At 35.8% G+C, this 23,413-nt stretch carries 20 protein-coding genes; 8 read left to right on the forward strand and 12 right to left on the reverse strand.

All coding sequences use genetic code 11. The features are described from left to right. Window positions 1–78 precede the first annotated feature (78 nt). Window positions 79–645 (forward strand): NADPH-dependent FMN reductase, encoded by a 567-nt coding sequence (locus ACFO5Y_RS02975; protein WP_197104094.1) that lies wholly within the window; start codon window positions 79–81, stop codon window positions 643–645. Window positions 646–1,081: 436 nt separating this feature from the next. Here ACFO5Y_RS02975 and ACFO5Y_RS02980 read toward each other — a convergent pair whose 3' ends face one another. The 8 genes from ACFO5Y_RS02980 to ACFO5Y_RS03015 all read right to left on the reverse strand — a co-directional run bounded on the left by ACFO5Y_RS02980 (window position 1,082) and on the right by ACFO5Y_RS03015 (window position 10,248). Beyond that, window positions 1,082–1,663: a sugar O-acetyltransferase gene (locus ACFO5Y_RS02980; RefSeq protein ID WP_197104093.1), complete on the reverse strand. Its 582-nt coding sequence runs from the start codon at window positions 1,661–1,663 to the stop codon at window positions 1,082–1,084. A 24-nt stretch (window positions 1,664–1,687) separates the two neighbouring features. Next, complete coding sequence (gene treC / locus ACFO5Y_RS02985) at window positions 1,688–3,346, reverse strand: alpha,alpha-phosphotrehalase (protein WP_197104092.1); 1,659 nt, start codon at window positions 3,344–3,346, stop codon at window positions 1,688–1,690. Window positions 3,347–3,421: 75 nt separating this feature from the next. Then, window positions 3,422–4,897, reverse strand: coding sequence for a PTS system trehalose-specific EIIBC component (gene treP, locus ACFO5Y_RS02990; RefSeq protein WP_197104091.1), 1,476 nt, complete (start codon window positions 4,895–4,897; stop codon window positions 3,422–3,424). Between the two features lie 195 nt (window positions 4,898–5,092). Next, entirely contained in the window at window positions 5,093–5,830 is a 738-nt protein-coding gene (locus tag ACFO5Y_RS02995; protein WP_197104090.1) for a glycerophosphodiester phosphodiesterase, read from the reverse strand. Window position 5,831: 1 nt separating this feature from the next. After that, complete coding sequence (locus ACFO5Y_RS03000; RefSeq protein ID WP_197104089.1) at window positions 5,832–6,962, reverse strand: ABC transporter ATP-binding protein; 1,131 nt, start codon at window positions 6,960–6,962, stop codon at window positions 5,832–5,834. Window positions 6,963–6,989: 27 nt separating this feature from the next. Then, entirely contained in the window at window positions 6,990–7,850 is an 861-nt protein-coding gene (locus ACFO5Y_RS03005) for a carbohydrate ABC transporter permease (protein WP_197104088.1), read from the reverse strand. Further along, window positions 7,850–8,734 (reverse strand): carbohydrate ABC transporter permease, encoded by an 885-nt coding sequence (locus tag ACFO5Y_RS03010; protein WP_197104087.1) that lies wholly within the window; start codon window positions 8,732–8,734, stop codon window positions 7,850–7,852. The genes ACFO5Y_RS03005 and ACFO5Y_RS03010 overlap by 1 nt, the downstream gene beginning before the upstream one ends. 197 nt (window positions 8,735–8,931) lie before the next feature. After that, a complete protein-coding gene (locus ACFO5Y_RS03015; RefSeq protein WP_231606852.1) occupies window positions 8,932–10,248 on the reverse strand; it encodes an ABC transporter substrate-binding protein in 1,317 nt (438 codons plus the stop codon). 249 nt (window positions 10,249–10,497) lie between these two features. On the opposite strand from ACFO5Y_RS03015, the gene ACFO5Y_RS03020 reads away from it, so the two are divergent. Beyond that, entirely contained in the window at window positions 10,498–11,328 is an 831-nt protein-coding gene (locus tag ACFO5Y_RS03020; RefSeq protein ID WP_197104085.1) for a glycosyltransferase family 8 protein, read from the forward strand. A gap of 42 nt (window positions 11,329–11,370) precedes the next feature. On the opposite strand, the gene jag is transcribed toward ACFO5Y_RS03020, so the two are convergent. From jag to rpmH, 4 genes are all read right to left on the reverse strand, one after another. Beyond that, the gene (gene jag, locus ACFO5Y_RS03025) at window positions 11,371–12,333 is read right to left on the reverse strand and encodes an RNA-binding cell elongation regulator Jag/EloR (RefSeq protein ID WP_197104084.1); all 963 of its coding nucleotides are present in this window, start codon (window positions 12,331–12,333) and stop codon (window positions 11,371–11,373) included. A 21-nt stretch (window positions 12,334–12,354) separates the two neighbouring features. Next, a complete protein-coding gene (gene yidC / locus ACFO5Y_RS03030; protein WP_197104083.1) occupies window positions 12,355–13,191 on the reverse strand; it encodes a membrane protein insertase YidC in 837 nt (278 codons plus the stop codon). A gap of 9 nt (window positions 13,192–13,200) precedes the next feature. Then, window positions 13,201–13,566 (reverse strand): ribonuclease P protein component, encoded by a 366-nt coding sequence (gene rnpA, locus ACFO5Y_RS03035; RefSeq protein ID WP_197104082.1) that lies wholly within the window; start codon window positions 13,564–13,566, stop codon window positions 13,201–13,203. A gap of 180 nt (window positions 13,567–13,746) precedes the next feature. Then, window positions 13,747–13,884 (reverse strand): 50S ribosomal protein L34, encoded by a 138-nt coding sequence (gene rpmH, locus ACFO5Y_RS03040; RefSeq protein ID WP_138403767.1) that lies wholly within the window; start codon window positions 13,882–13,884, stop codon window positions 13,747–13,749. 537 nt (window positions 13,885–14,421) lie between these two features. Here rpmH and dnaA point away from each other — a divergent pair. The 6 genes from dnaA to gyrA all read left to right on the forward strand — a co-directional run bounded on the left by dnaA (window position 14,422) and on the right by gyrA (window position 23,391). Next, window positions 14,422–15,759, forward strand: a complete 1,338-nt coding sequence (dnaA, locus tag ACFO5Y_RS03045) for a chromosomal replication initiator protein DnaA (RefSeq protein WP_197104081.1) — start codon at window positions 14,422–14,424, stop codon at window positions 15,757–15,759. A 172-nt stretch (window positions 15,760–15,931) separates the two neighbouring features. Beyond that, window positions 15,932–17,080: a DNA polymerase III subunit beta gene (dnaN, locus tag ACFO5Y_RS03050; protein ID WP_197104080.1), complete on the forward strand. Its 1,149-nt coding sequence runs from the start codon at window positions 15,932–15,934 to the stop codon at window positions 17,078–17,080. Window positions 17,081–17,455: 375 nt separating this feature from the next. Beyond that, on the forward strand, window positions 17,456–17,683 hold the full coding sequence (yaaA, locus tag ACFO5Y_RS03055; RefSeq protein ID WP_138403764.1) for a S4 domain-containing protein YaaA: 228 nt from the start codon (window positions 17,456–17,458) through the stop codon (window positions 17,681–17,683). Continuing rightward, complete coding sequence (recF, locus tag ACFO5Y_RS03060; RefSeq protein WP_197104079.1) at window positions 17,683–18,804, forward strand: DNA replication/repair protein RecF; 1,122 nt, start codon at window positions 17,683–17,685, stop codon at window positions 18,802–18,804. Before yaaA ends, recF begins: the two co-directional genes overlap by 1 nt. A gap of 3 nt (window positions 18,805–18,807) precedes the next feature. Continuing rightward, a complete protein-coding gene (gyrB, locus tag ACFO5Y_RS03065) occupies window positions 18,808–20,727 on the forward strand; it encodes a DNA topoisomerase (ATP-hydrolyzing) subunit B (RefSeq protein ID WP_197104078.1) in 1,920 nt (639 codons plus the stop codon). Window positions 20,728–20,775: 48 nt separating this feature from the next. Then, on the forward strand, window positions 20,776–23,391 hold the full coding sequence (gene gyrA, locus ACFO5Y_RS03070; protein ID WP_197104077.1) for a DNA gyrase subunit A: 2,616 nt from the start codon (window positions 20,776–20,778) through the stop codon (window positions 23,389–23,391). Window positions 23,392–23,413: the final 22 nt, after the last annotated feature.

Consider the following 23,413-nt stretch of genomic DNA (forward strand, 5'->3'; position numbering starts at 1 on the left):
TATTCACATATTCGTTTGTAAAAATAACATACTTAAGCTAGAATTATTACGGTATCAAAATTATTAGGAGGCTAACATATGGTTAAAATTGGAATTATTACAGGTAGTACACGTAACTCACGTGTAAATTTACAAGTGGCAGAATGGATTTTAGAATTTGCGAAAGCTCATAATAATAACGCAGAATTCGAATTAGTGGATATTAAAGAGTTTGATCTTCCACGCTTTGATGAGGTTATTCCTCCTGTTGCAACAGATGATCGTCCAAATCCTAACGTTAAGAGATGGTCTGATAAAGTGAAAGAATTAGATGGCTTTATCTTTGTTACACCAGAATACAATAAAGCTGTAACGGGTGGCTTAAAAGATGCGATTGATTACTTAGCAAGTGAATTCTTCCATAAAGCTGCTGGAATTGTGTCATACGGTGGACAATTAGGAATTAGCGCAAGTGTAATGATGCGTCCAATGTTAGGTAACTTAAAAGTTGCTGTTGTTGGTCCTCAAGTAACATTCAGTATGAACACTGACTTTGAACAAATGAGCAAGTTCAAACCTGCTGATTACCATACAGATTCAGTAAATAACATGTTAAACGACGTTGTAAGCTGGTCAGAAGCTTTACAAACAGTACGTAATAAATAATTATATAGGAAAAGCTGTCTAACTCTAAGTTGACAGCTTTTTTTGTGCAATAAAAAAACAGAACTCTTTGAAGTTCTGTCGTAGATGGATAACGATATTTGTATAAAATATGAGAGGTTTGGGGGGCTTCTAATATCTGAACAAACTCGTTATCGATATATATATGTTATAAGGGAATGGTTCCTTAAGGAAAAGTATATGCTGTTTATTCTGAGACACATTGACTATGTCTCATTACAAATATGATAACACCCTTCATAATTATTTGCAACAGTTTTTATTTATAAAATACCAATAAAAATATGCTTTCATTAAGTTTCCACAGAAGAAACTATAACAGTTATAAGGAAAAGTGAAACAGTTTATTATCTATGGTAATAGAAATAGAGTAAGAGCGAAACACTCTATGACAGTGCTCCGCTCTTATCTCATAACTTTATTTATCTTTTATTTGATCTGTTTGATCAATTTCTCTAACAATGCGCGCAGGTGATCCCATAACTAATGAATTAGCTGGAATATCACGTGTCACAACACTTCCAGCTCCAATCACACACCCGTCACCAATCTCTACTCCTGGCATAATAGCAACATGGGCTCCAATCCAAACATTATTTCCGACGACAATCGGCGAAGCTTTCTCAAGCCCAATATTACGACTTGGATAATCCAATGGATGAGCAGCTGTATAGAAACCAGTGTTAGGACCGATAAAGACATTATTTCCAATTGTAATGCCACCACCATCCATGAAGTAAACATTACTATTAACAAATACGTCATGCCCAAATTGGGTAAGTGACCCATAATCACAAGTTAATGGACTAGAGATTCCAACGTTGTCTAACTTTTGCTGAAATAATTTTTCTTGAATGTCTTGTCGCTTTTCTTCTTCTAAAGGTGACGTTTGATTAAATTGAAAACACAAGTCTTGCGCAATTCTACGTTCTTCCACAAGTCCTTCGTCATAATTCGCGTCATACCACTCGCCATTTAGCATCTTTTCACGTTCTGTCATAGATTCCCTCCTCACTTTTGTCTATTATTTTATTAAAAATGCCACTGTTTCGTAGGCGTTCAACGTGATTGAATCAGACATTTCTTCTAATGTGCCATTACCAATTAGTTTCTTAGCCGATAGGCCTTTGAATTCATCTGGTAAAGTCACTGTAACTTCACCTGGATAGAAATGACTGAAGACTAATAACTTCTCATCTTCTAATTCACGCACATAAGCCATTACTTCTGGATGATCTAATAATAACCCACGGTAAGTCCCATCACTTATCACATCATATTCACGACGTAATTTAATTAACTCTTGATAATATGAAAAGATTTGACCATTCGCTAATTCATTAGTGGCATTTACTTCTTTATAATTCGGTGCGACATTTAACCAAGGATTGCCCGTTGTAAAGCCTGCGTGATCACTGTCATCCCATTGAACGGGTGTACGACCATTATCACGTGATTTCGCTTGAATAATTTCAAGAGCTTCCGCTTCTGAGACACCTTTGTCTAAGAGAATTTGGTAATTGTTATGAGTTTCGATATCATTGTATTCTTCAATCGACGTATAATTAGGATTGGTCATTCCAATTTCTTCACCTTGATAAATATATGGTGTTCCTCGTAAGAATTGAATGGTTTGAGCTAACATTGTCGCTGTTTCAAACGGATAGTTCTCAATATCTCCGAAGCGGCTATTCGCACGCGGTTGGTCATGATTACTTAAGAATAACGCATTCCATCCGTCACCATCTGACATTCCAGTTTGCCATTCATCTAAAATTCGTTTTAATTCCAAGAAATCAAAGTCTGGATTACTCCATTTCTCTCCATTTTCATAATCCACTTTTAGATGATGGAAATTAAATATCATACTTAACTCTTCTTCAGCTGGATTTGTGTAACGAACACCATTGGGTACGTCTGTCGATGACATTTCCCCGACAGTGACAATGTCTTCACGTGTCCCAAAAGAGGCTTGATTTAATTCTTTTACCCACTGATGAACGATCGGTGTGTCGGTATACAATGACTTTTCTTGAGCTGAGCCTGGTTCTTCACTATCAACAAAAGGTAATTCTTTCCCAATGACATTTAATACATCAAATCGGAAGCCTTTGACCCCTTTGTCTAACCAAAAGTTCAAGACTTTCTGCAATTCTTTACGTACATTTGGATTGTACCAATTTAGATCTGCTTGGTGCACGTCATATAAGTGTAAATAATATAAATCTGTATCGCCAAATTTTTCCCAAGCCGGTCCACCAAATTTAGAATCCCAATTGGTTGGCAATGATCCGTCTTCTTTAGCTGGCTCTAAGTAGAAAAAATCTTGATAATATTGATCCCCGGCTAAAGCCTTTTGGAACCACTCATGTTCCGTTGATACATGGTTAAATACCATATCCATCATTAAATCAATCCCACGCTTTTGAAGTTCTTCCATTAGCTCATCGAAGTCTTCCATTGTCCCGTAATCTGGATTGATTCCCGTATAATCACTCACATCATAACCATTGTCATATTGCGGTGAAGGATAGAATGGACTTGACCAAATCATATCAATACCAAGCTCTTTTAAGTAATCTAATCTTTTTATTATTCCTTGTAAATCTCCATAACCATCACCCGTTGTATCTTGAAATGATTTTGGATAGATTTGATACATTACACGCTTTGATAATTTCATTCTTAAGTTCCTCCTGTAATAAAAGAGCAGCAAGTTAGGATTAACTTGCTGCTTCTATTGTAAATATAAACTTGCTTATGCTTTCTTCTCTGATTTGTTTTTAAAGAATGGGATATCGAAGTTTAATCCAGCATCCTGTAAGAAACCAACTTTATTAAAGACAAGTGTTAGAACAAATGGCACCACTAATGCTACTGCCATCGCAATCCAGAACCACATTTGTGAATCAATATGAATAACTAGGAAACCAGGTAATCCACCAACACCAATCGCATTCGATTGAACGTTAAATGTTGTTGAAATAAAGCCGGCAATTCCTGATCCTAACATCGCTGCAATAAATGGATAAATATATTTCAATGTTACCCCAAACATCGCTGGCTCTGTAACACCTAAGAATGATGATACTGCTGATGGAATCGTAATTTGAGACTCATCTGCGTCTTTACGCGTTAACCACCATACACCCATTACAGCTGAACCTTGAGCAATATTAGATAAAGCAATCATTGGCCACAGACCTGTTGTACCAGTATCTGCGATTAATTGTGAATCGATCGCATTTGACATGTGATGTAATCCAGTAATAACTAATGGAGAGTAGAGTGCTCCGAATAAGAAACCGAATAATGATTTTAATGGTCCTGATAATCCAGCCAGAACAATTGTTGAAATTCCGTCACCAATCCACCAACCAATTGGTCCAAGCACCGTATGTGCAAGAATGACTGCTGGTAATAGTGATAGAAATGGAACAAAAATCATTGATACCATTTCTGGAACGACACGACGCCAGAATTTTTCTAAGTAACCTAATGACAGACCCGCTAACATCGCTGGTACAACTTGTGCTTGGTAACCAATCATATCTAATTGAACAAAACCAAAGTCCCATTGTGGTACTTCACCTGTAGCTAATGCATCTGCTGCTCCATAGGCATTCAGTAATTGAGGTGATACTAATGTAAGTCCTAGTACAATACCTAGAATCTGTGTTGTACCCATCTTACGTGTCACTGCCCAAGTAATACCTACCGGTAAGAAGTGGAATATTGCCTCACCCGGTAACCATAAGAAATGATTAATCCCGTTCCAGAATACAGATGATTCTGCAATTGTTTGTCCGCCTAAACCTTCCCACGCAACACCTTCTAAAATATTACGGAAACCTAAGATAAGTCCCCCTACGATAATAGCTGGAATAATCGGTGCGAAAATTTCAGCTAAGAACGTCATTGCTCTTTGCCACCATGATTGGTTTGTTTCTGATGCTTGTTTTACATCTGCTTTTGAAGCTTCTGATACGCCAGAAATCGCCGCAAAGTCTTTATAAAATTCTGACACGTTATTACCAATAATGACTTGAAATTGACCTGCTTGCGTAAAACTTCCTTTTACAGATGGTATAGCCTCAATTGCTTGAATATCCGCTTCACTTGGATCTTTTAACGCGAAACGCATACGTGTCGCACAGTGCGTTGCAGCATTAATATTATCGGATCCACCAATATGCTCCAATAAGGCTTTAGCATCTTTTTCAAAATTTGCCATGTTCATCCTCCTTTTACTTGTCTATACAACTTGTTTACACCTTATATTATATAATGAAAGCGTTTAATAAGCAATGCTTTTGTCTCGCTATATGAATTAATTTTAATATTATATTTTATATTTAAAAGATTTTACTGTTATATCAAGCTTTACACAAAAACATCTTCCAACAAATTAATGTTGAAAGATGTTTAATTAGTGTTTTAATTGAATAGCTTCTTCGATTTCATTAGTAATGATACCACTTATATTTAAATCTAATAATATTTGAATGTGCTTTGGCTCATTTACCGTATAAGCGTTAATTTTAATTCCTTGTTCCTGACACTCATTCATAATTTCTGGTGTATGCAAAAGTGATACATAAGCAGGATGGTAATATTCTACTTGATGTGCCTGACAGTATGCACCAGGATCTAATATATTTGCTACCGTTAAGAAGCCACATCTTAAAGAGCTATCTAATTCTTTAACTTCTTTAATCGTATTATGATTAAATGACGAGAAAATCACTCGATCTTCAAGTTCTCTTTCCTTAACTAATTCAATGGCTTTTTCAACAATCCCATCATATTCTATGATGGATGTTTTAAACTCAATATTGACCATGAGTTCTGTCGTATTTAACCAATTTAAAAATTCATCTAAAGTAGGAATTTTGATATTGTCCTCGGTCTCATCTTCTAAATCATACATATTATTACGGAATTCAAATTCGCGTAATTCAGCCAATGTATAATCTCGAATGAAGCCTTTTCCATTGGATGTTCGATCAATTTCCTCATCATGACAGATAACAATTTTGCTGTCTTTCGTTAATTGAATATCCAATTCAATTCCATCTGCTCCGTACTCCAATGACTTTTGGAAAGCTAACATTGTATTCTCTGGAAACTTACCACTATACCCTCTGTGTGCAATAATTAGACTCATTTTAAAATTCACCTTCTACTTTACGCGGCTCAAGGATTGTAAGTTCAGTCGACTTATCAAACAATAGAGCTTTGGTTAAATCAATTGAAATATTTACCTCTGAATCAAACGAAATCATACGAGGTGGATTGAAACGAGCGGCACACTCACGTTTACTAGATCCTAAATCAAAGTAAAGGAAAGTATCTGAACCTACTTGTTCCACATTTTTCGCTCTGACTGTGACTGTATTACTATCAGTTAAATCAGTTTGGTAGTGGATATTTTCAGGACGAATACCTAATAATATTTCTTGTCCATTAATATCGATTTTAATACGATCAACTAATTCTTGAGGGAGTAAGATATTCTTATCCGTTGTTTTGAAGTAAACTTCCTCACCCTCTTTAACTAACTTTCCATGTAACATGTTCATCTGTGGACTCCCGATAAACTCTGCAACGAAAACATTAACTGGATTGTAATAAAGATTTGCTGGCGTATCAAATTGTTCTACGTTACCAACACTCATGACTGCAATACGCGTTCCCATTGTCATTGCCTCTGTCTGATCATGTGTTACATAAACGAAAGTTGTCTCTAATTTACGGTGTAAACTCACAATCTCAGAACGCATTGTTACACGTAATTTAGCATCTAAGTTAGATAAAGGCTCATCTAATAAGAATACTTTAGGATTTCTTACCATCGCACGTCCTAAAGCCACACGTTGACGTTGTCCACCTGATAAGGCAGCAGGTTTTTTATCTAAAAGGTCTGTTAATTGCAAGATAGCTGCTACTTCATCTACTCGTTTATAACGGTCTGTTTTATTTACGCCTGCCATACGCATAGCGAAGGCTACATTATCACGCACTGTCATATGTGGGTATAGTGCATAGGATTGGAATACCATTGCGATATCACGTTCTTTTGGTGGGATATTATTGACTAATGTATCACCAATGTACATCTCACCTTCTGATATTCCTTCAAGACCTGCAATCATACGTAAAGTCGTTGATTTTCCACATCCTGAAGGTCCTACTAATACGATAAATTCTTTATCTTCAATATCTAGATCAATATTTTTTACTGCTTTGTAGCCATCTTCATAAACTTTTGCTACTTTTTTTAATTGTAATTTTGCCATATTATTTTCCTTCTCCTTAAATTGGAATTAACCTTTAACTGCTCCTGAAGTCAAGCCTTTAATCATATTACGTTGACCTACAATGAATATCGCTAAACTTGGAATCATACAGATTACAATACCTGCAACCATTAGAACTAATGATTGTGAATCCACACTATTTAGCATACTAATACCAATTTGAACCGTCCGGTTCGAGTCATCATTCGTCACTAATAATGGCCACATATACATGTTCCATCCTGCCAGGAATGATTGAACTGCCATGGCACCAATCGTTGGTTTAATTAATGGTAAGACCATCGTAAAAGCAAATCGGAAGTCACTGCATCCATCTATTTTAGCTGACTCATAAATCTCATATGGGAAGTTTTCTAATGCTTGCACACATAAGAATATATTGAAGGCTGAAACAATAAAAGGAATAATTAATACTGTGATAGAATCTGTTAATCCCCAGCCTGAAACCATTAAGAATTGTGAAATAATAACGGCTTCTCCAGGAATCATCATTGTCGATAAGATGAGACCATAGATAATCCCTTTCCCTTTAAAATTCAAAAATCTAAAAGCAAAGGCTGCTAAGATTGAAGTTGTTATCTGCAATAAAGTAATTGAAACAGCAACAATTAGTGAGTTCATAATATAGCGACCGATAGGTGCAATATCAAATACATCAACAAAGTTTGATAATGTTGGGTTTTGAGGGAATAACACACTATTCGGATCATATAATTCACCTGATGGTTTAATGGCCATTAAAAATGCATAAATTAATGGGAACATAATAATTAACCAGGCAATAACATTTAATACGATTAGGGCAAATCTCCCTAATTTTCGGCGTCGAATATATCTTTTATCAGTAGCATTTATTGGTGCTTGCATTAGTTATTTGCCCCCTTTCTAAATTTGAACATAATCACTGTAAGTATCATTACAATAATGAATAATACAACAGACTCCGCTGAAGCAAATCCATAACGGTAATTCATAAAAGCATTTCGGTAGATATCGTAAACAATGACGTTCGTAGATTGTCCTGGTCCACCTTTTGTTAAGATATTAATTTGGCCAAAACCTTGGAATGCATTAATGACATTCGTCACAATAACGAAGAATAACGTTGGCTTTAGAGATGGGAGCGTAATGAATAAAAACTTCTGAAAACCATTCGCTCCATCAATTGACCCACTCTCATACAATGATTCATCAATACTTGCTAAGCCTGAACTGAAATAAAGAAAATTCATCCCACTGTTCAACCAACCGGTTAAAATACCTACTGCAAGAAGAGCATAGTCTGGATTCGCTAAATAGTTAGTAAATGTACCAAATAAACGATTAACAATACCTACGGTTGGATTTAGCATCACTTGAAAAATCATTGCCATTCCTGCAGATGCGATTGCCATAGGCATCGCATAACTTGCACTGAAAAATTTAATACCTGGGAATGTCTTCTGACACAGTAGAGCAGTTAAGAATCCAATAACTACTCCAAAACCTACAACAATTAATACAAAGTTTAACGTCACTAACACACTATTCCAGAAACTACTACTAGTTAATAACTCTTGATAATTACCTAAACCAAGAAACTCTGCATTCTCCCCTAAATTATTCGTTAGGAATAAACTTCTATAAAGCGTCTGGATAAATGGCCAAAACATGAACACACTTAAAACTATGATAGCAGGTAATAAATAGCCATAACCTTTTATTCGATCAAATAAAGAGCGCTCTTCTTTAATGATTTTTGCTTGTTCCATACTCGTCTCCTTGTCTTTCTGTGATTAAAAAATAAAAGTTGGGTATACGACGTTAACAGTATAGTCCCAACCTTTAAGTTTATGTTATTTATTAAATGTACTTCTATAAAATTACAATAGGATACAATCACTTTTTAGTTTTTTATACTAAAATTAAGTAATTGTCTCCTATTGAATTGTTCTTATATTAAAGAATATTATTGGTTAGCTGCGTTGTAGTTTTCAATTGCTGCGTTTACTTGATCAGCCATTGATTGAGCTGCTCCAGCTGCGTCTGTTGAACCATTTAATAAGTTTTCTAATTCATTTTCATAAATTTGACGTGCTTCTTGGTTCACACCAGATAATGCACCTTGTGATTCAGGAGTTGACTCATGTAATTGGTCAATCGCTGTTTGGAATTGAGGGAACTCAGCTAAGTTATCTAAGAATACTTGCTCTTCGTGAGTTGCTGTTGTGATTGGGAAGTATCCTGTATCACGGTTCCATTTCGCTTGAGATTCTGGTGAAATTAAGAATTCGATGAATTCCCAAGTTGCTTGTTTCTTAGCGTCGTCACCAGATTCGATCATCCATAATGAAGCTCCACCGATTGAAACGCCACCTTGGTCTTCTTCGTCAACACCTGGGAAGTAAGCAGTTCCTACTTCAAAACGTCCGTCAACTTCTGTTAAGATTTGACGTAAACTCGCAGTTGAACCAATTGTAATTGCTGATTGTCCAGCTACGAATTCTGGTTGTCCACCTGTACGTCCTACGTTAGGGATTGCTCCGGCTTCCATACCTTCTAACCATTTAGAGATAGTTTTTTCCATTGCTCCGTTTTCAACGAATACAGTTTCAGTTGGCGCGCCTTCACGTCCATTACCGTTGTCATAGATATCTGCTTCTTGTTTAGAGAACCATTGTTCTAAATACCAACCGTAGATTTGTAAAGAGATTGGCATTGCTGCTCCAGCTTCTTGTAATTGTGGTGCAATTTCAATGATTTCTGCTAAAGAACTAGGTGCTTCTTCAATACCAGCTGCTTCAAAAATATCAGCGTTATAGTACATAATTGGAGTTGAAGAGTTGAATGGCATAGAATTTAATTGATCATCAATTGTATAGTATGCAGCTAAGTTAGGTTCGATTTGAGAGATATCATAACCACTTGAATCAATGAATTCTTGAACTGGAACAGTTAAACCTGAATCAATCATGAATGTTGTTCCTAATTCAAATACTTGAACAATGTCAGCTCCAACTTCAGATCCTGAAGCAGATGAGCGTAATTTTGTTAATGTCTCATCATAAGTTCCTTGGTACTGAGCGTTAACAGTAACTCCATCTTGAGATTCGTTAAATTCGTCTACTAAAGCTTGTAAAGCTTCACCAGCATTTCCACCCATTCCATGCCAGAAAACTAATTCAACAGGTTCTTGAGCATAAACACCTGTTGCAGTTAATCCTAAGTTACCCACAAATAATATGGCTAAAATAATAAATGTAAAAACTTTTTTAATTGTATTCAAGATACAATTCCTCCTTATAATTAATTTTAGAAACGCAACAACCCTGCATTCATTTCCGACTTTTATCATATAAAGTGGATATTAATTTAACGTAAATATTATGTAAAGATTGGTCTTTCTATGTAAAGTTTATGTAAATTTAATGTTAAGGCATCTTATTGTATCGAACTTTATAATAACTATTCCTTCATATCCAACTAGCTCTAATTTTGGTATAATCGATTCAACAGTAAAAATGGAGGCTTTTAAATGAATCTATTATTTTCAATTTCTGATAATTTTACGGAACCACTCCTTACTACCTTATTTTCCATTAGAAATAATACAAAAGAAGAATCGTATGTTGTCTATGTACTTCAAAAAGAAGAATTAAAAGATAACAAGTTAATTCATAAATTTTGTCAGCAACTCCAAATGGAATATAAGCCTATTATTATCGGAAAGAATATATTCCAAAACGCTCCCGCTAGTGAAAGATGGCCCGAATCAATCTATTATAGATTGCTAGCCCATGAATTTCTTCCTTCAGATCTTGATAAGATTCTATATTTAGATGCTGATGTTTTGTGTATTAATGATTTATCTTTGTTATATAATCAAAATATTAATGATTATCTCTATGCAGCGTCTAGCCATACTCGTTTAGAAGTAACGGATACTATAAACCGTCTACGCTTAGGTAATCGTGAATTGAAAAGCTATTTTAATTCCGGTGTTCTACTGATGAATTTAACTTTGATTCGACAAGAAGTGAAAAGTGAAACCATCTATAATTTCATAATGGAAAATCATGACTTCTTGCTTATGCCCGATCAAGATGTACTAAATGGTCTATATGGAGACCAAATCTTACCTCTACCTGATGAATTATATAATTTTGATTCAAGATTACCTTTTCTTTATGAAATAATGAGTCAAAAAGAGATTTCCTATGATTGGATTATGGATAATACCGTTATCTTACACTTTTGTGGTAAAAATAAACCTTGGAATGAAAGTGAACGAAGTAAATTCTCTGTACTTTACAAGCATTACTACTCTCAAATGAAGCGTGTAACTAATAAAATCACCTCCAAATAAAAAAGCTAGGACCGAAGTCCTAGCTTTTTTGTGTGAATTCACTTATTTATATTCTACTACTAAATAACGATTTGGTTCTTTACCTTCTGAGTGTGTTTTAATTCGATCAATTCTTGCTAAATGCGCGTGAATTTGCTTACGTTCATATGCTGGTAAAGGATCTAAGATTACGGTTTGTTTCGTCTCTAATACTTCATCTGCCGTTCGTTGAGCAATTTGTCTCAGGACATTTGCGCGACGATCACGGTAATCACCCACATTCAATAAAATAGATGTGCGGCGACGGTATAAGCTTTGGAAGTAAGTTTGCGATAAAATCTGAAGGGAATTAATGATTTTACCATGCTTACCAATAACTAAGCCTGATTTATCCGTTTCAATATTAAACATCACTTGTGAACGTGATATTTCAAACTCAACATCAGCTTGCGCACCGTAGGATTGAATCACTTCTTGAATGTAGACTGCCACTTTCTGACTAGCCTCTTCAATTGTGATTGTCTCTTGTTGGTCATCTTCATCTGATTTTGTTTCAGTTACTGCTTCAACATTTGCTTCTTCTTTCGCTTCTATAGTAGGTTTCGGTTGAGATTCTTTCATTTCTTCTTTAAGCGGTTCTTCAACAACAGTCTTTTCAACCACTTTCGCTTCAACCACTTCTGATTTTGGAGCAACTTTTTCTTTAGGTTGTTCTTTCACTTCAGTGATTTTAATTTCTTCGTCAACTTCAACAACCATCGGTTCGGCTTCAACGGGAGTCTCTGTTGTATCTGATTTTACTTTTTGCTCTTCTTCCAATTGTTCAGTAATTTCTGATAATGATAACTCATTTTTCGCTGTTACTTCAACAATGGCATCTTGCTTACCAAAACCAAATAATCCTTTTTTACCTTCACTAATAACATGAATTTCTGCTTCAGAACGTGAGATGTTCAGTTCGGCTAATCCTTTTTCGATTGCTTTATCAACCGTCTCAGCTCTAACAGTTGTACTGTGTTCTAACATCGTATCTTCCTTTCGAGACTTCTATTTCTTTTTACCAGTGGCACGTCTTAATTGACGTTTTAATTCTCGTTGTTTTTCTTTTTCTGCTTCTGCTTTTGCTTCACGTTCCGCAATAATCTTGTATGGATTATTGAAGATAAATGTTTGAGCAAGTGTAAAGGCATTTGAAATTACCCAGTATAAAGCAATTGCACTTGGTAATGTTAAACCGATCAATAAGATCATTAATGGTGAAACAAATGTCATACTTTTCGTCATCGTGTTCTGAACTGGATTGCTCTTCATTGAGAAGTAAGTTGTTGCAAACGTTAATAGTGCAGCAATGACAGGTAAGACGAAGTAAGGGTCTGGTTGACCTAAATTCATCCATAAGAAGTTACCTTGACGCAACTCTTCTGTTCTTAAGATTGCTTGATACAGTGCCATCATTACTGGCAGTTGAATTAACATTGGTAGACATCCAGCAAATTGATTTACACCACGGTCTTGCATTAAAGCTTGTTGCTCTTCTTGCATTGCTTCCATTGAAGCACGGTCTTTGTTAGGATATTTCGCTTTAATTGCATCTAATTCCGGTTGCAGCTCTTGTGTTTTGCGCTGTGTTTTAATTTGCATTTGGAATAATGGTAGTAATAATGCACGAATAATAATCGTAAAGACTGCAATACCTAAAGGATAGCTACCACCAAATAAATTAGATAACCATAGAATCAGTTGAGATAAATTATAAATAATATAACGATCCCATAAACCAGTACTTTCAGCATTGACTGCCTCTTGTGTGGAACCACACGCTGTCAGAAAAACTACAAAACCTAGTAATACTAAGACTTTGAGCCATTTATTATATTTTTTCATTGACGCCTCCTACTTTTTATTTATTATTGGATTCTTTTTATCAAGAATCCCCGCTATATTCATAACGTGAATAATCGAGCTTTTTACTTCGTTGAAAGTCTTTGTTTGAATATCTTTTCGTGCGATCAAAAGAAAATCGATATCTGATTGTATCGCAGGCTCTAATTCTAACAAAGCTTGTCGAATGTAGCGCTTAACTTGATTTCTTTCAACCGCATTCCCAATCTTCTTACCAACCGATAATCCGACACGAAAATGCGCTTGTTCAGGTTTCGGATAAACATAAAGCACTAACTGCCGATTGGCTACGGATTCCCCTTCACGAAATGCCCGTTGAAACTCATATTCTTTTTTTACACGATATTCTTTTCTCACAAACTTCCCTCATTCATCTAAATTCTTGACATTCACTGTCTTTCATTATAGCGAATTTTCTACTAAAAGAAAAACGGTTTCTGTCGATTCATCTATATTAATACAAAAAAACAAGCATTCATCTAATCCAACGATCTTTTCGCGAAATTAGATGAATGCTTGCAATAAATATCATTATTACTATGCTGATATTTTCTTACGTCCTTTTAGACGACGTCTTTTTAAAACATTACGGCCGTTTTTAGTACTCATTCTCTTACGGAATCCATGTACTCTACTACGTTTACGTTTCTTTGGTTGATAAGTTCTTTTTGTCATGGTATACACCTCCTAAATGCAATATGTGTACAATACTCAAATATTTTATAGAAGTAAGGGAAGATTGTCAAGTTATTAATTAATTATTTTTCCAAATAACTTTTATCCGCTTTTATTTTACGATATACATTTTAACATAAAATCTAAAACTTATAAACAAACTTATCCACAGCATATTTTCTCTTGTGCATAAGTTAATTTTTATTTTTTTTTATCCACAAGTTCTTCTTTGACTTATGAACATATCAACAAGCTGTTTATTCTGTGTATAATTTCACTCCGTTTTAGTGCATAACTTTCTAGAATGTGATAAGATAGGCAAGTGTTGAGTCTGACTTATCCACAGCTAGATGTTGATAACTCATTTTGAATTCACTTATGCACAGTTCTTTTTGACCTGTTGATAACTCAAATGTGCATGAGTGCATAACTTGTTTTTGTTTTTATAGCTTGTGGAAAACTCATAATATGCTAAAATTATTTTACTTATAATTTATGGTGAAATTTGTTTTCGGTAATTGAGAGGAATTGAATCTAATGGAAGAAAAAGAAAAATTTTGGAGGGATTGCCAGCACTATATAAGTGAACGCCTGTCCGATCAATCATTCGATAATTGGGTTGCACCAGTCTATCCAACTCGGATTGGAGATCAGACAATCACTTTAGCTGTACCAAATGCTCTAACCAAAAACTATTGGGAAAGACATCTATCTGGTTACGTCATTCAGTTTAGTCTTGAAGTGTATGGTTTAGAATATACGCCGACTTTTGTAATCGTACCCGAAGATCAACGTGAATCGAATCAGGCTAAGAAAGTCGTACCTGAGGTCGAAGATACAGGTGACTTCTCAGAATCACAGTTAAACCCAAATTACGTGTTTGAGACATTTGTTATCGGTGAAGGTAATAAGATGGCTAATGGAGCGGCTTTAGCAGTCGTTGATTCGCCAGGTAAAACCTACAATCCTCTATTAATATATGGAGGCGTTGGTTTAGGTAAAACTCACTTAATGCAAGCAATTGGTAATGAGATCAAACGTAAGCAACCCTCAGCAAGAATAAAATACTCTACCAGTGAATCTTTCATGAATGACTTTATTACAGCGATTCGTGATGGGTCACAAGCAGAGTTTAGAAGTATGTACCGTGAAATTGATGTTCTATTAATAGATGACATTCAGTTTTTATCTAAGAAAGATAAGACTCAAGAAGAGTTTTTCCATACATTTAATGAGCTTTATAATAATAATAAGCAAATTGTTCTAACGAGTGACCGCTTACCAAATAACATTACGAATTTGGAAGAACGTCTAATAAGCCGCTTTAAATGGGGCTTATCAACGGACATTACTCCACCTGATTTGGAGACACGTATTGCGATTCTTCGCAAAAAAGCGTCGAGTGAGCAATTAGATGTGAGCCCTGATACATTAACGTATATCGCCAATAACGTCGATACTAACATTCGTGAATTAGAAGGTGCCTTAGTGCGTGTAATCGCCTATGCAGCGATTCAAGGAAAAGAAATTGATACCGAGCTTGCTGCTTCAGCTTTACATAATATCATTAATAAAGGTGAAGCTAAGCCACTGACACCCGATGAAGTCATAGAATATGTCAGTCGCTATTATCAGATTACGCCTGAAGACATTCGTGGTAAAAAACGAACTAAAAATATTGTCTTCCCGCGCCAAGTAGCGATGTATCTAACACGTGAGTTAACGGAAATGTCTTTCCCTAAAATCGGAGAAGACTTTGGAAATAAAAACCATACAACCGTCATTCACGCCTATGATAAAATCACTGATGAGATTGAAACTGACATTCAATTGAAGAATGAGATCAATCAATTGAAGCAAAGACTTCAAAGATAACTTATTAACATGTGTATAACTTGTGACTGAAATCTAGACTTATGCACATGTCGACGAACAAGCATTTTGGCTTACATTCACGCATCAAAGTTGATTATGCACAGAATTAACAGCCCCTACTACTACTATTACTTATTTATTAATATATAATATATATATAAGGAGTGACGATATGAAATTTACTATTGGAAGAGCAGCTTTTACTGCACAATTGATTGATGTATCTCGAGCAATTCCCTCGAAAGCAACAATCCCTATTTTAACTGGTATTAAAATTACAGCGACAAAAGAAGGTATTACTTTAATAGGTTCTGATGCTGAGATATCTATTGAGAGTTTCTTATCAGTACAAGACGATTCATTAGGTTTAGTCATTGAAGAAACTGGTAGTATCGTTGTAACAGCTAGAATTTTTAACGATATTGTACGTAAACTACCTACAACTAAAGTGACGATCGAAACAAATGAGCAATTCATATTAACAGCTACTTCAGGAGAAGCGATTTTCTCATTGAACGGTACAGATGGACAATCATACCCTCGCTTACCTGAGATTGAATCCGATCGTAAGATCAACTTACCAACGGTATTATTTAAAGAATTAATTAGTCAAACTATCTTCTCTGCATCAAACCAAGAAAGTCGTCCTGTTTTAACAGGTGTTCACTTAATGATGAATGAAGGTCATATAACAGGAGTGGCTACAGATAGTCATAGACTAAGTCGCCGCCAAATCCCAGTTGAATTTACAACGGATCAAGCAAACTTTGAAGCTATCACCATTCCTAAGAAGACATTGAATGAATTAGAACGGATTGTTCAAGATGATCAAATGATTGAAATGATTGTGACAGAACAACAAGTTATCTTTTTAATTGATAATTTAACAATCTATTCTCGTTTACTTGAAGGGAATTATCCTGATACAGATCGTTTATTACCTTCATCACATACGACTGAAATTGTCTTAAACGCAGATCAATTCCTACATGCGATTGACCGTGCAAGTCTAATGTCACATCAAGGTAAAAATAACGTCGTTCAATTAGACATTACGGATGACAACATTGATTTATCTGTTCAAGGAAGCAGTTTAGGTTCCGCGAATGAATCAATCAGTGCCAAATCAACCACAGGTGAACCAATTAAAATTTCATTTAACCCTGATTATATGAAAGATGCTTTACGCTCATTTAGTGGTGTCGACATTAATGTTGGCTTTACTTCAAGTGTCCGTCCTTTATTAATTTCGGCTCTCGAGAAAAGTGAAACACCTAACAATGAATTACTGCAATTATTAACACCAATTCGTACGCACTAATTTTGAAATGAAACTCCTGTCTTATCTAGCCCAAGCGGTTAGTAAGATTAGGAGTTTTTTTATATTAAGTTGTCTGAAACGAGCAACTAAGTTATAATGAACTGTTGCGAAAATAAGTAGTTTCGCTTAGAAAAGTTATCACCATGTGCATAACTTTTCTAAGCGAGAAGAATTATTTTAAAATTAGTTGCCAAACCAGTCATTTTCCATAAATACAAAAAATAGCCGGTTTTGGGTAAATGTTAAAAAATAAGCTTTTCTACCTAATAATGTATTTAAAAGCTAAAATGACGTAAAAATAGCTATTAAATTTGATGTTTAGGCGATTTAAAGGTATAATATAAGAGAATAAATATGCTGATTGGGTGATAAAAAATGGATGAACGTGTAATAGAAATTACGACGGAGTATGTAACTTTAGGTCAAGTTTTAAAAATTACTGATATTATCCAAAGTGGTGGAATGGCAAAATGGTATTTAAGTGAATATTTTGTCTATGTAAATGATGAAGAGGAACAACGCCGTGGACGTAAATTACGCGAAGGCGATGTCATCGAATTCCCTCACGAGGAAGTAAAAGTATTCATTAAAAATAGAGATTAATGAAAGTAAAGCAACTACAACTAAAAAATTATCGTAATTATGAATTGCTTGACTTAACATTTAATGACGGCTTAACGATTTTAACTGGTGAAAATGCCCAAGGAAAAACCAATCTCCTTGAGGCGATTTTTTTGTTATCCATGGCAAAAAGTCATCGGACCAACCATGATAATGAGTTAATTCGATGGGGGGAATCTTACGCTCAAGTTGAAGCGATGATTGAAACTAAAAATTATGACTTTCCTTTGTCACTGTCTTTTGGCCCTAAAGGTAAAATTGCTAAGGTAAACCATATTGAACAAGCAAAGCTAAGTCATTTTATTGGAAAATTAAATGTCGTCTTATTCGCACCGGAGGATCTTCAGTTAATCAAAGGTTCTCCTAGTTTGAGACGCAAATTTTTAGATTCTGAGTTGGGTCAATCCCATCCAGTTTATCTACAAGCACTTCTTGATTACAATCGCATTTTAAAGCAGCGCAATCGCTATTTAAAAGAGAATGGCTACAAAAAACAATTTGATCAAGTTTATTTTGATGTGATTACGGACCAACTTATCGAAAAAGCGGTTGAAATCATTACTTATCGAATTGAATTTGTAGAAGCTCTTGATGAACTTGCTCGTCCTATTCATAAATCACTTTCAAATCAACGGGATATTTTGAGTTTGGAATATAAGAGCAGTACATCGAAGTTAGATTATGAGCAATTAGATACACTTGACCAACAATTCCATCGTTTATATGAAAATTCTCTAGAAAGAGAAAAAGAACGGGGCGTTACCGCTTATGGGCCCCATCGTGATGATTTTTATTTTGCATTGAATGAAAAAGATGCGCAAAACTTCGCATCGCAAGGACAGCAAAGAACAATTGTCCTATCTTTGAAGTTAGCTGAGATTGAATGGCTAAATAATCGGATTGGAGAATATCCAATTTTACTATTGGATGATGTCTTATCTGAATTAGATGATAATCGACAACATATATTAATGAGCCAGATTGAAGGGAAAGTTCAAACATTCCTAACAACAGCAACGATTAAAGGGTTAAATCTTACACAATTAGAACATGCGCAAATCTTGTATGTTGAAGATGGGCAGATTACCGAAGAAGGAGAGTAGAACATGCCAGATAATATAAATGAACAAAACTATGACGCGAATCAGATTCAGGTCCTTGAAGGTCTTGAAGCGGTACGTAAGCGTCCAGGTATGTATATAGGTACGACAAGTATTGATGGTTTACACCACTTAGTGTGGGAAATCGTTGATAACTCTATTGACGAGGCACTTGCAGGTTACAGTGATCATATCGAAGTGGTTATTGAAGCGGATAATACAATAACAGTTACCGATAATGGTCGTGGGATTCCAGTAGATACTCAAGAAAAAACAGGTCGTCCCGCTGTTGAGACCGTCTTTACAATGCTTCACTCCGGAGGTAAATTCGGTGGTGGCGGTTATAAAGTTTCTGGAGGACTTCACGGGGTAGGTGCAGCAGTTGTAAATGCACTGTCTTCTCACTTGTACGTTGAAGTTTCCCGTAATGGTAAGGTATACCGTGAAGAATTCGAACGCGGGAATATCGCGAAAGAATTAGAAATCGTCGGGACATCTGAACATACTGGAACAAAAGTAAACTTTAAAGCCGATCCAACGATATTTACTGATACAACGGACTTTAAATACAATGTCTTAAAAGAACGTATTCGTGAATTAGCTTTCTTAAATAAAGGTTTACGTATTAGTTTAGAAGATAAACGTGAAGAGCGAGAAGAATCGGACAGTTTCTTCTATGAGGGTGGTATTCAAAGTTTTGTTGAGTACATCAACGAAGACAAGCAAGTCTTACATGAGAAACCAATCTACTTAGAAGGTGAATCTGACGGGATTCAAGTTGAGATTGCTTTACAATATACAACTGATTACGCAACTAAAATTTTATCGTTTGCTAATAATATTCATACTCACGAAGGTGGAACGCATGAATCTGGGTTAAAAGCTGGATTAACACGTGTCATCAATGATTACGCACGTACAAATAACTTATTAAAAGACTCAGATGATAACTTATCAGGGGATGATACTCGTGAAGGTTTAACGATTGTTCTATCTGTTAAACATCCGGACCCACAATTCGAAGGGCAAACGAAGACGAAACTTGGTAACTCTGAAGTTCGTACGATTACAGATCGACTATTCTCATCTAATTACGAATCATTCTTATTAGAAAATCCAAAAGTAGCTAAAATTATTATTGAAAAAGGGATTTTAGCTTCACGCGCAAGAAACGCGGCGAAACGTGCCCGTGAAATGACACGTAAAAAATCAGGCTTAGAAATCGCAAACTTACCTGGTAAGTTAGCTGACTGTTCAAGTCGTGATCCAGAAAAATGTGAATTATTTATCGTGGAGGGTGACTCTGCCGGTGGATCAGCGAAACAAGGACGTTCAAGAATGTATCAAGCAATTTTACCAATTCGTGGTAAAATTCTTAACGTTGAAAAAGCGTCAATGGATCGTATCTTAAATAACGAAGAAATCCGTTCATTATTTACTGCAATGGGAACAGGTTTTGGTGCTGAATTTGATGTATCAAAAGCTCGTTATCATAAATTAATTCTGATGACCGATGCGGATGTCGATGGAGCACATATTCGTACGCTATTATTAACATTAATTTTCCGTTATATGCGTCCGTTACTAGAAGCGGGTTATATTTATATTGCTCAACCGCCTCTTTATCAAATTAAACAAGGTAAAAAAGAATTGTACCTTGATACAGACGAACAATTACGCAAATGGCAAGCAGAAAATCCAGATGCTCGTTACTCTCTACAACGCTATAAAGGTCTTGGAGAGATGGACTACGAGCAACTATGGGATACAACAATGAATCCTGAAAATCGTCGCTTACTTCGTGTAACGATTGATGATGCTGAGATTGCTAACGAAGTTATGGAAATGCTTATGGGGGACGAAGTTCCGCCACGTCGTGAATTTATTGAAGAAAATGCCGTTTATGTACAAAATTTAGATACATAATTACTACAACGTATCTATTATGTCTCATAAACAGAAAGGAATAAAAATATGAGTGAAATTTTCGGAGATAATCACCGCGAAATTGAATCAATTAATCTCCCAGATGAAATGCGAACGTCATTCCTTGACTATGCTATGAGTGTTATTGTCTCACGTGCTCTTCCAGATGTACGTGATGGTTTGAAACCTGTTCAGCGCCGTATTTTATATGGGATGAATGAATTGGGTGTGACACCAGATAAACCGCATAAAAAATCTGCACGTATTGTTGGGGACGTTATGGGGAAATATCACCCCCATGGGGACTCAGCAATCTATGAAGCGATGGTACGTATGGCACAGCCTTTTAGTTACCGTCAATTATTAGTAGATGGACACGGGAACTTTGGTTCAGTCGATGGTGATGGAGCAGCGGCAATGCGTTATACGGAAGCACGTATGTCAAAAATTGCCTTGGAAATGCTGCGCGATATCAATAAAGATACTATTGATTTCCAAGATAACTATTCTCAAGAAGAGAAAGAACCAGTTGTATTACCTGCACGCTTTCCTAACCTATTGGTTAACGGTGCGGCTGGTATTGCGGTTGGGATGGCAACGAATATTCCACCTCATAATTTAGGTGAAGTCATTGATGGTGTGGTTGCCTTAATGCACAATCCTGAAATTACTGTCGAAGAAATTATGGAACACATTCCAGGTCCAGATTTCCCAACTGGTGGTATCGTTATGGGTAAATCAGGTATTCGTAAAGCCTATAAAACAGGTAAAGGAAAAATCATTATCCGTTCTAAAGTAGATATTGAACCCATCGGTAACGATCGTGAACGAATTATCGTTTCAGAATTACCCTATGGAGTAAACAAAGCAAATTTAGTTAAACGTATTGCTGAATTAGCGCGTGAGAAACGGATTGAAGGAATTACTTATGCCAACGATGAGTCTGCTCGTGAAGGGACGCGAGTTGTCATCGAGGTAAGACGTGATGTTTCTGCCAGTGTTGTATTGAATAACTTATATAAATACACACCAATGCAAGTATCATTTGGTTTTAATATGCTTGCGATTGATGGTGGCGTACCCAAAGTCCTAGGTATTAAAGATATTCTTGATAAGTATTTAGATCACCAAATTGAAGTGATTCGTCGTAGAACTGAATTCGAGAAACGAAAAGCAGAAAATCGTGACCATATCTTACAAGGATTATTGATTGCTTTAGATCATATTGATGAAATTATTACGATTATCCGTTCATCTCGTGATGGTGAGACAGCTAAAACACAATTAATCGAAAATTACGGACTTACAGATGTCCAAGCACAAGCGATACTCGATATGCGTTTAGTTCGTTTAACTGGCTTAGAACGTGAAAAAATTGAGAAAGAACACAATGATTTACTCGCATTGATTGAACGCTTAACTGAGATTTTAAGTAACCAAGAGCGTATGTTTGAAATTATTGAAGATGAATTAACAGATTTAAAAACACGTTTTGGCGATGAACGTCGAACAGAATTACAAATTGGGGAATTAATGAACATCGATGATGAAGATTTAATCGATGAAGAAGATGTATTAATCGCTTTAACTGCTAACGGATATGTGAAGCGAATGACTCAAGATGAATTCCAAGTTCAAAACCGTGGTGGACGTGGTGTTAAAGGTATGGGCTTAGGAGATAACGATGAAATTCAAACACTTGTCTCAGCTTCAACCCATGATACCCTACTATTCTTTACGAACCTCGGACGCGTATTCAGCCTTAAAGGGTACGATATTCCAGAATACGGACGTCAGGCTAAAGGTTTACCAATCGTAAACTTAATTAGTCTTGGTACTGGAGAAGTAGTGAAACAAATTATTTCAGTGAATAAATCAACCGAAGAATCTGGTCAATCTGATAGTTACTTATTCTTTGTAACGCGAAGTGGTACAGCAAAACGTACTGATTCATCAGATTATTATAATATTCGTCAAAATGGATTAATCGCTATTAACTTAAAAGAAGGCGATGAATTAGTCAATGTTATGGAAACAACGGGTGAACACAACATTATTATCGGAACACATAACGGAAACGCTATGACTTTCAATGAAAATGATGTTCGTGTGATGGGACGTACAGCCACAGGTGTCCGTGGTATTAAATTACGTGCTGACGATTATGTTGTAGGATCTGACGTATTGACTGATGAGCACGAAGTCTTAGTTGTAACTGAAAATGGTTATGGTAAACGAACGCCTGCTTCAGAATATACTCCTAAAAACCGTGGGGGTCTTGGAGTGAAAACGTCCAATATTTCTGAGAAGAGTGGTAAATTATCAGGTATCGTGACTGTTAAAGGTGATGAAGACTTGATGATTATGACTGATCAAGGTGTTGTAATCAGATCACACGTTAGTGGGATTTCACAAACATCTCGAGCTACCCTTGGTGTTCGTATGATTCGATTAGATGACGACGCTATTGTTAGTTCGATCGCTACGATTCCAGCAGCTGAGGAAGAAGCTACAGAAGAAGAGGTCATTGAACACATTGATGACGTCAAAGTTGACCGTGAGTCAGTAACTTCCGAAGATGTTGAACTCAATGAAGAATTATCAGAAAGAATTTCAGAAGCAGTAGAAGATACTGAAGAAGAGTTTGATGAAGATAACGAATAATAAATGAACAAAGAAGCGACAA

It is taken from the genome of Ruoffia tabacinasalis (genome assembly GCF_042652985.1).
GTDB classification, from domain to species: Bacteria; Bacillota; Bacilli; order Lactobacillales; family Aerococcaceae; genus Ruoffia; species Ruoffia tabacinasalis.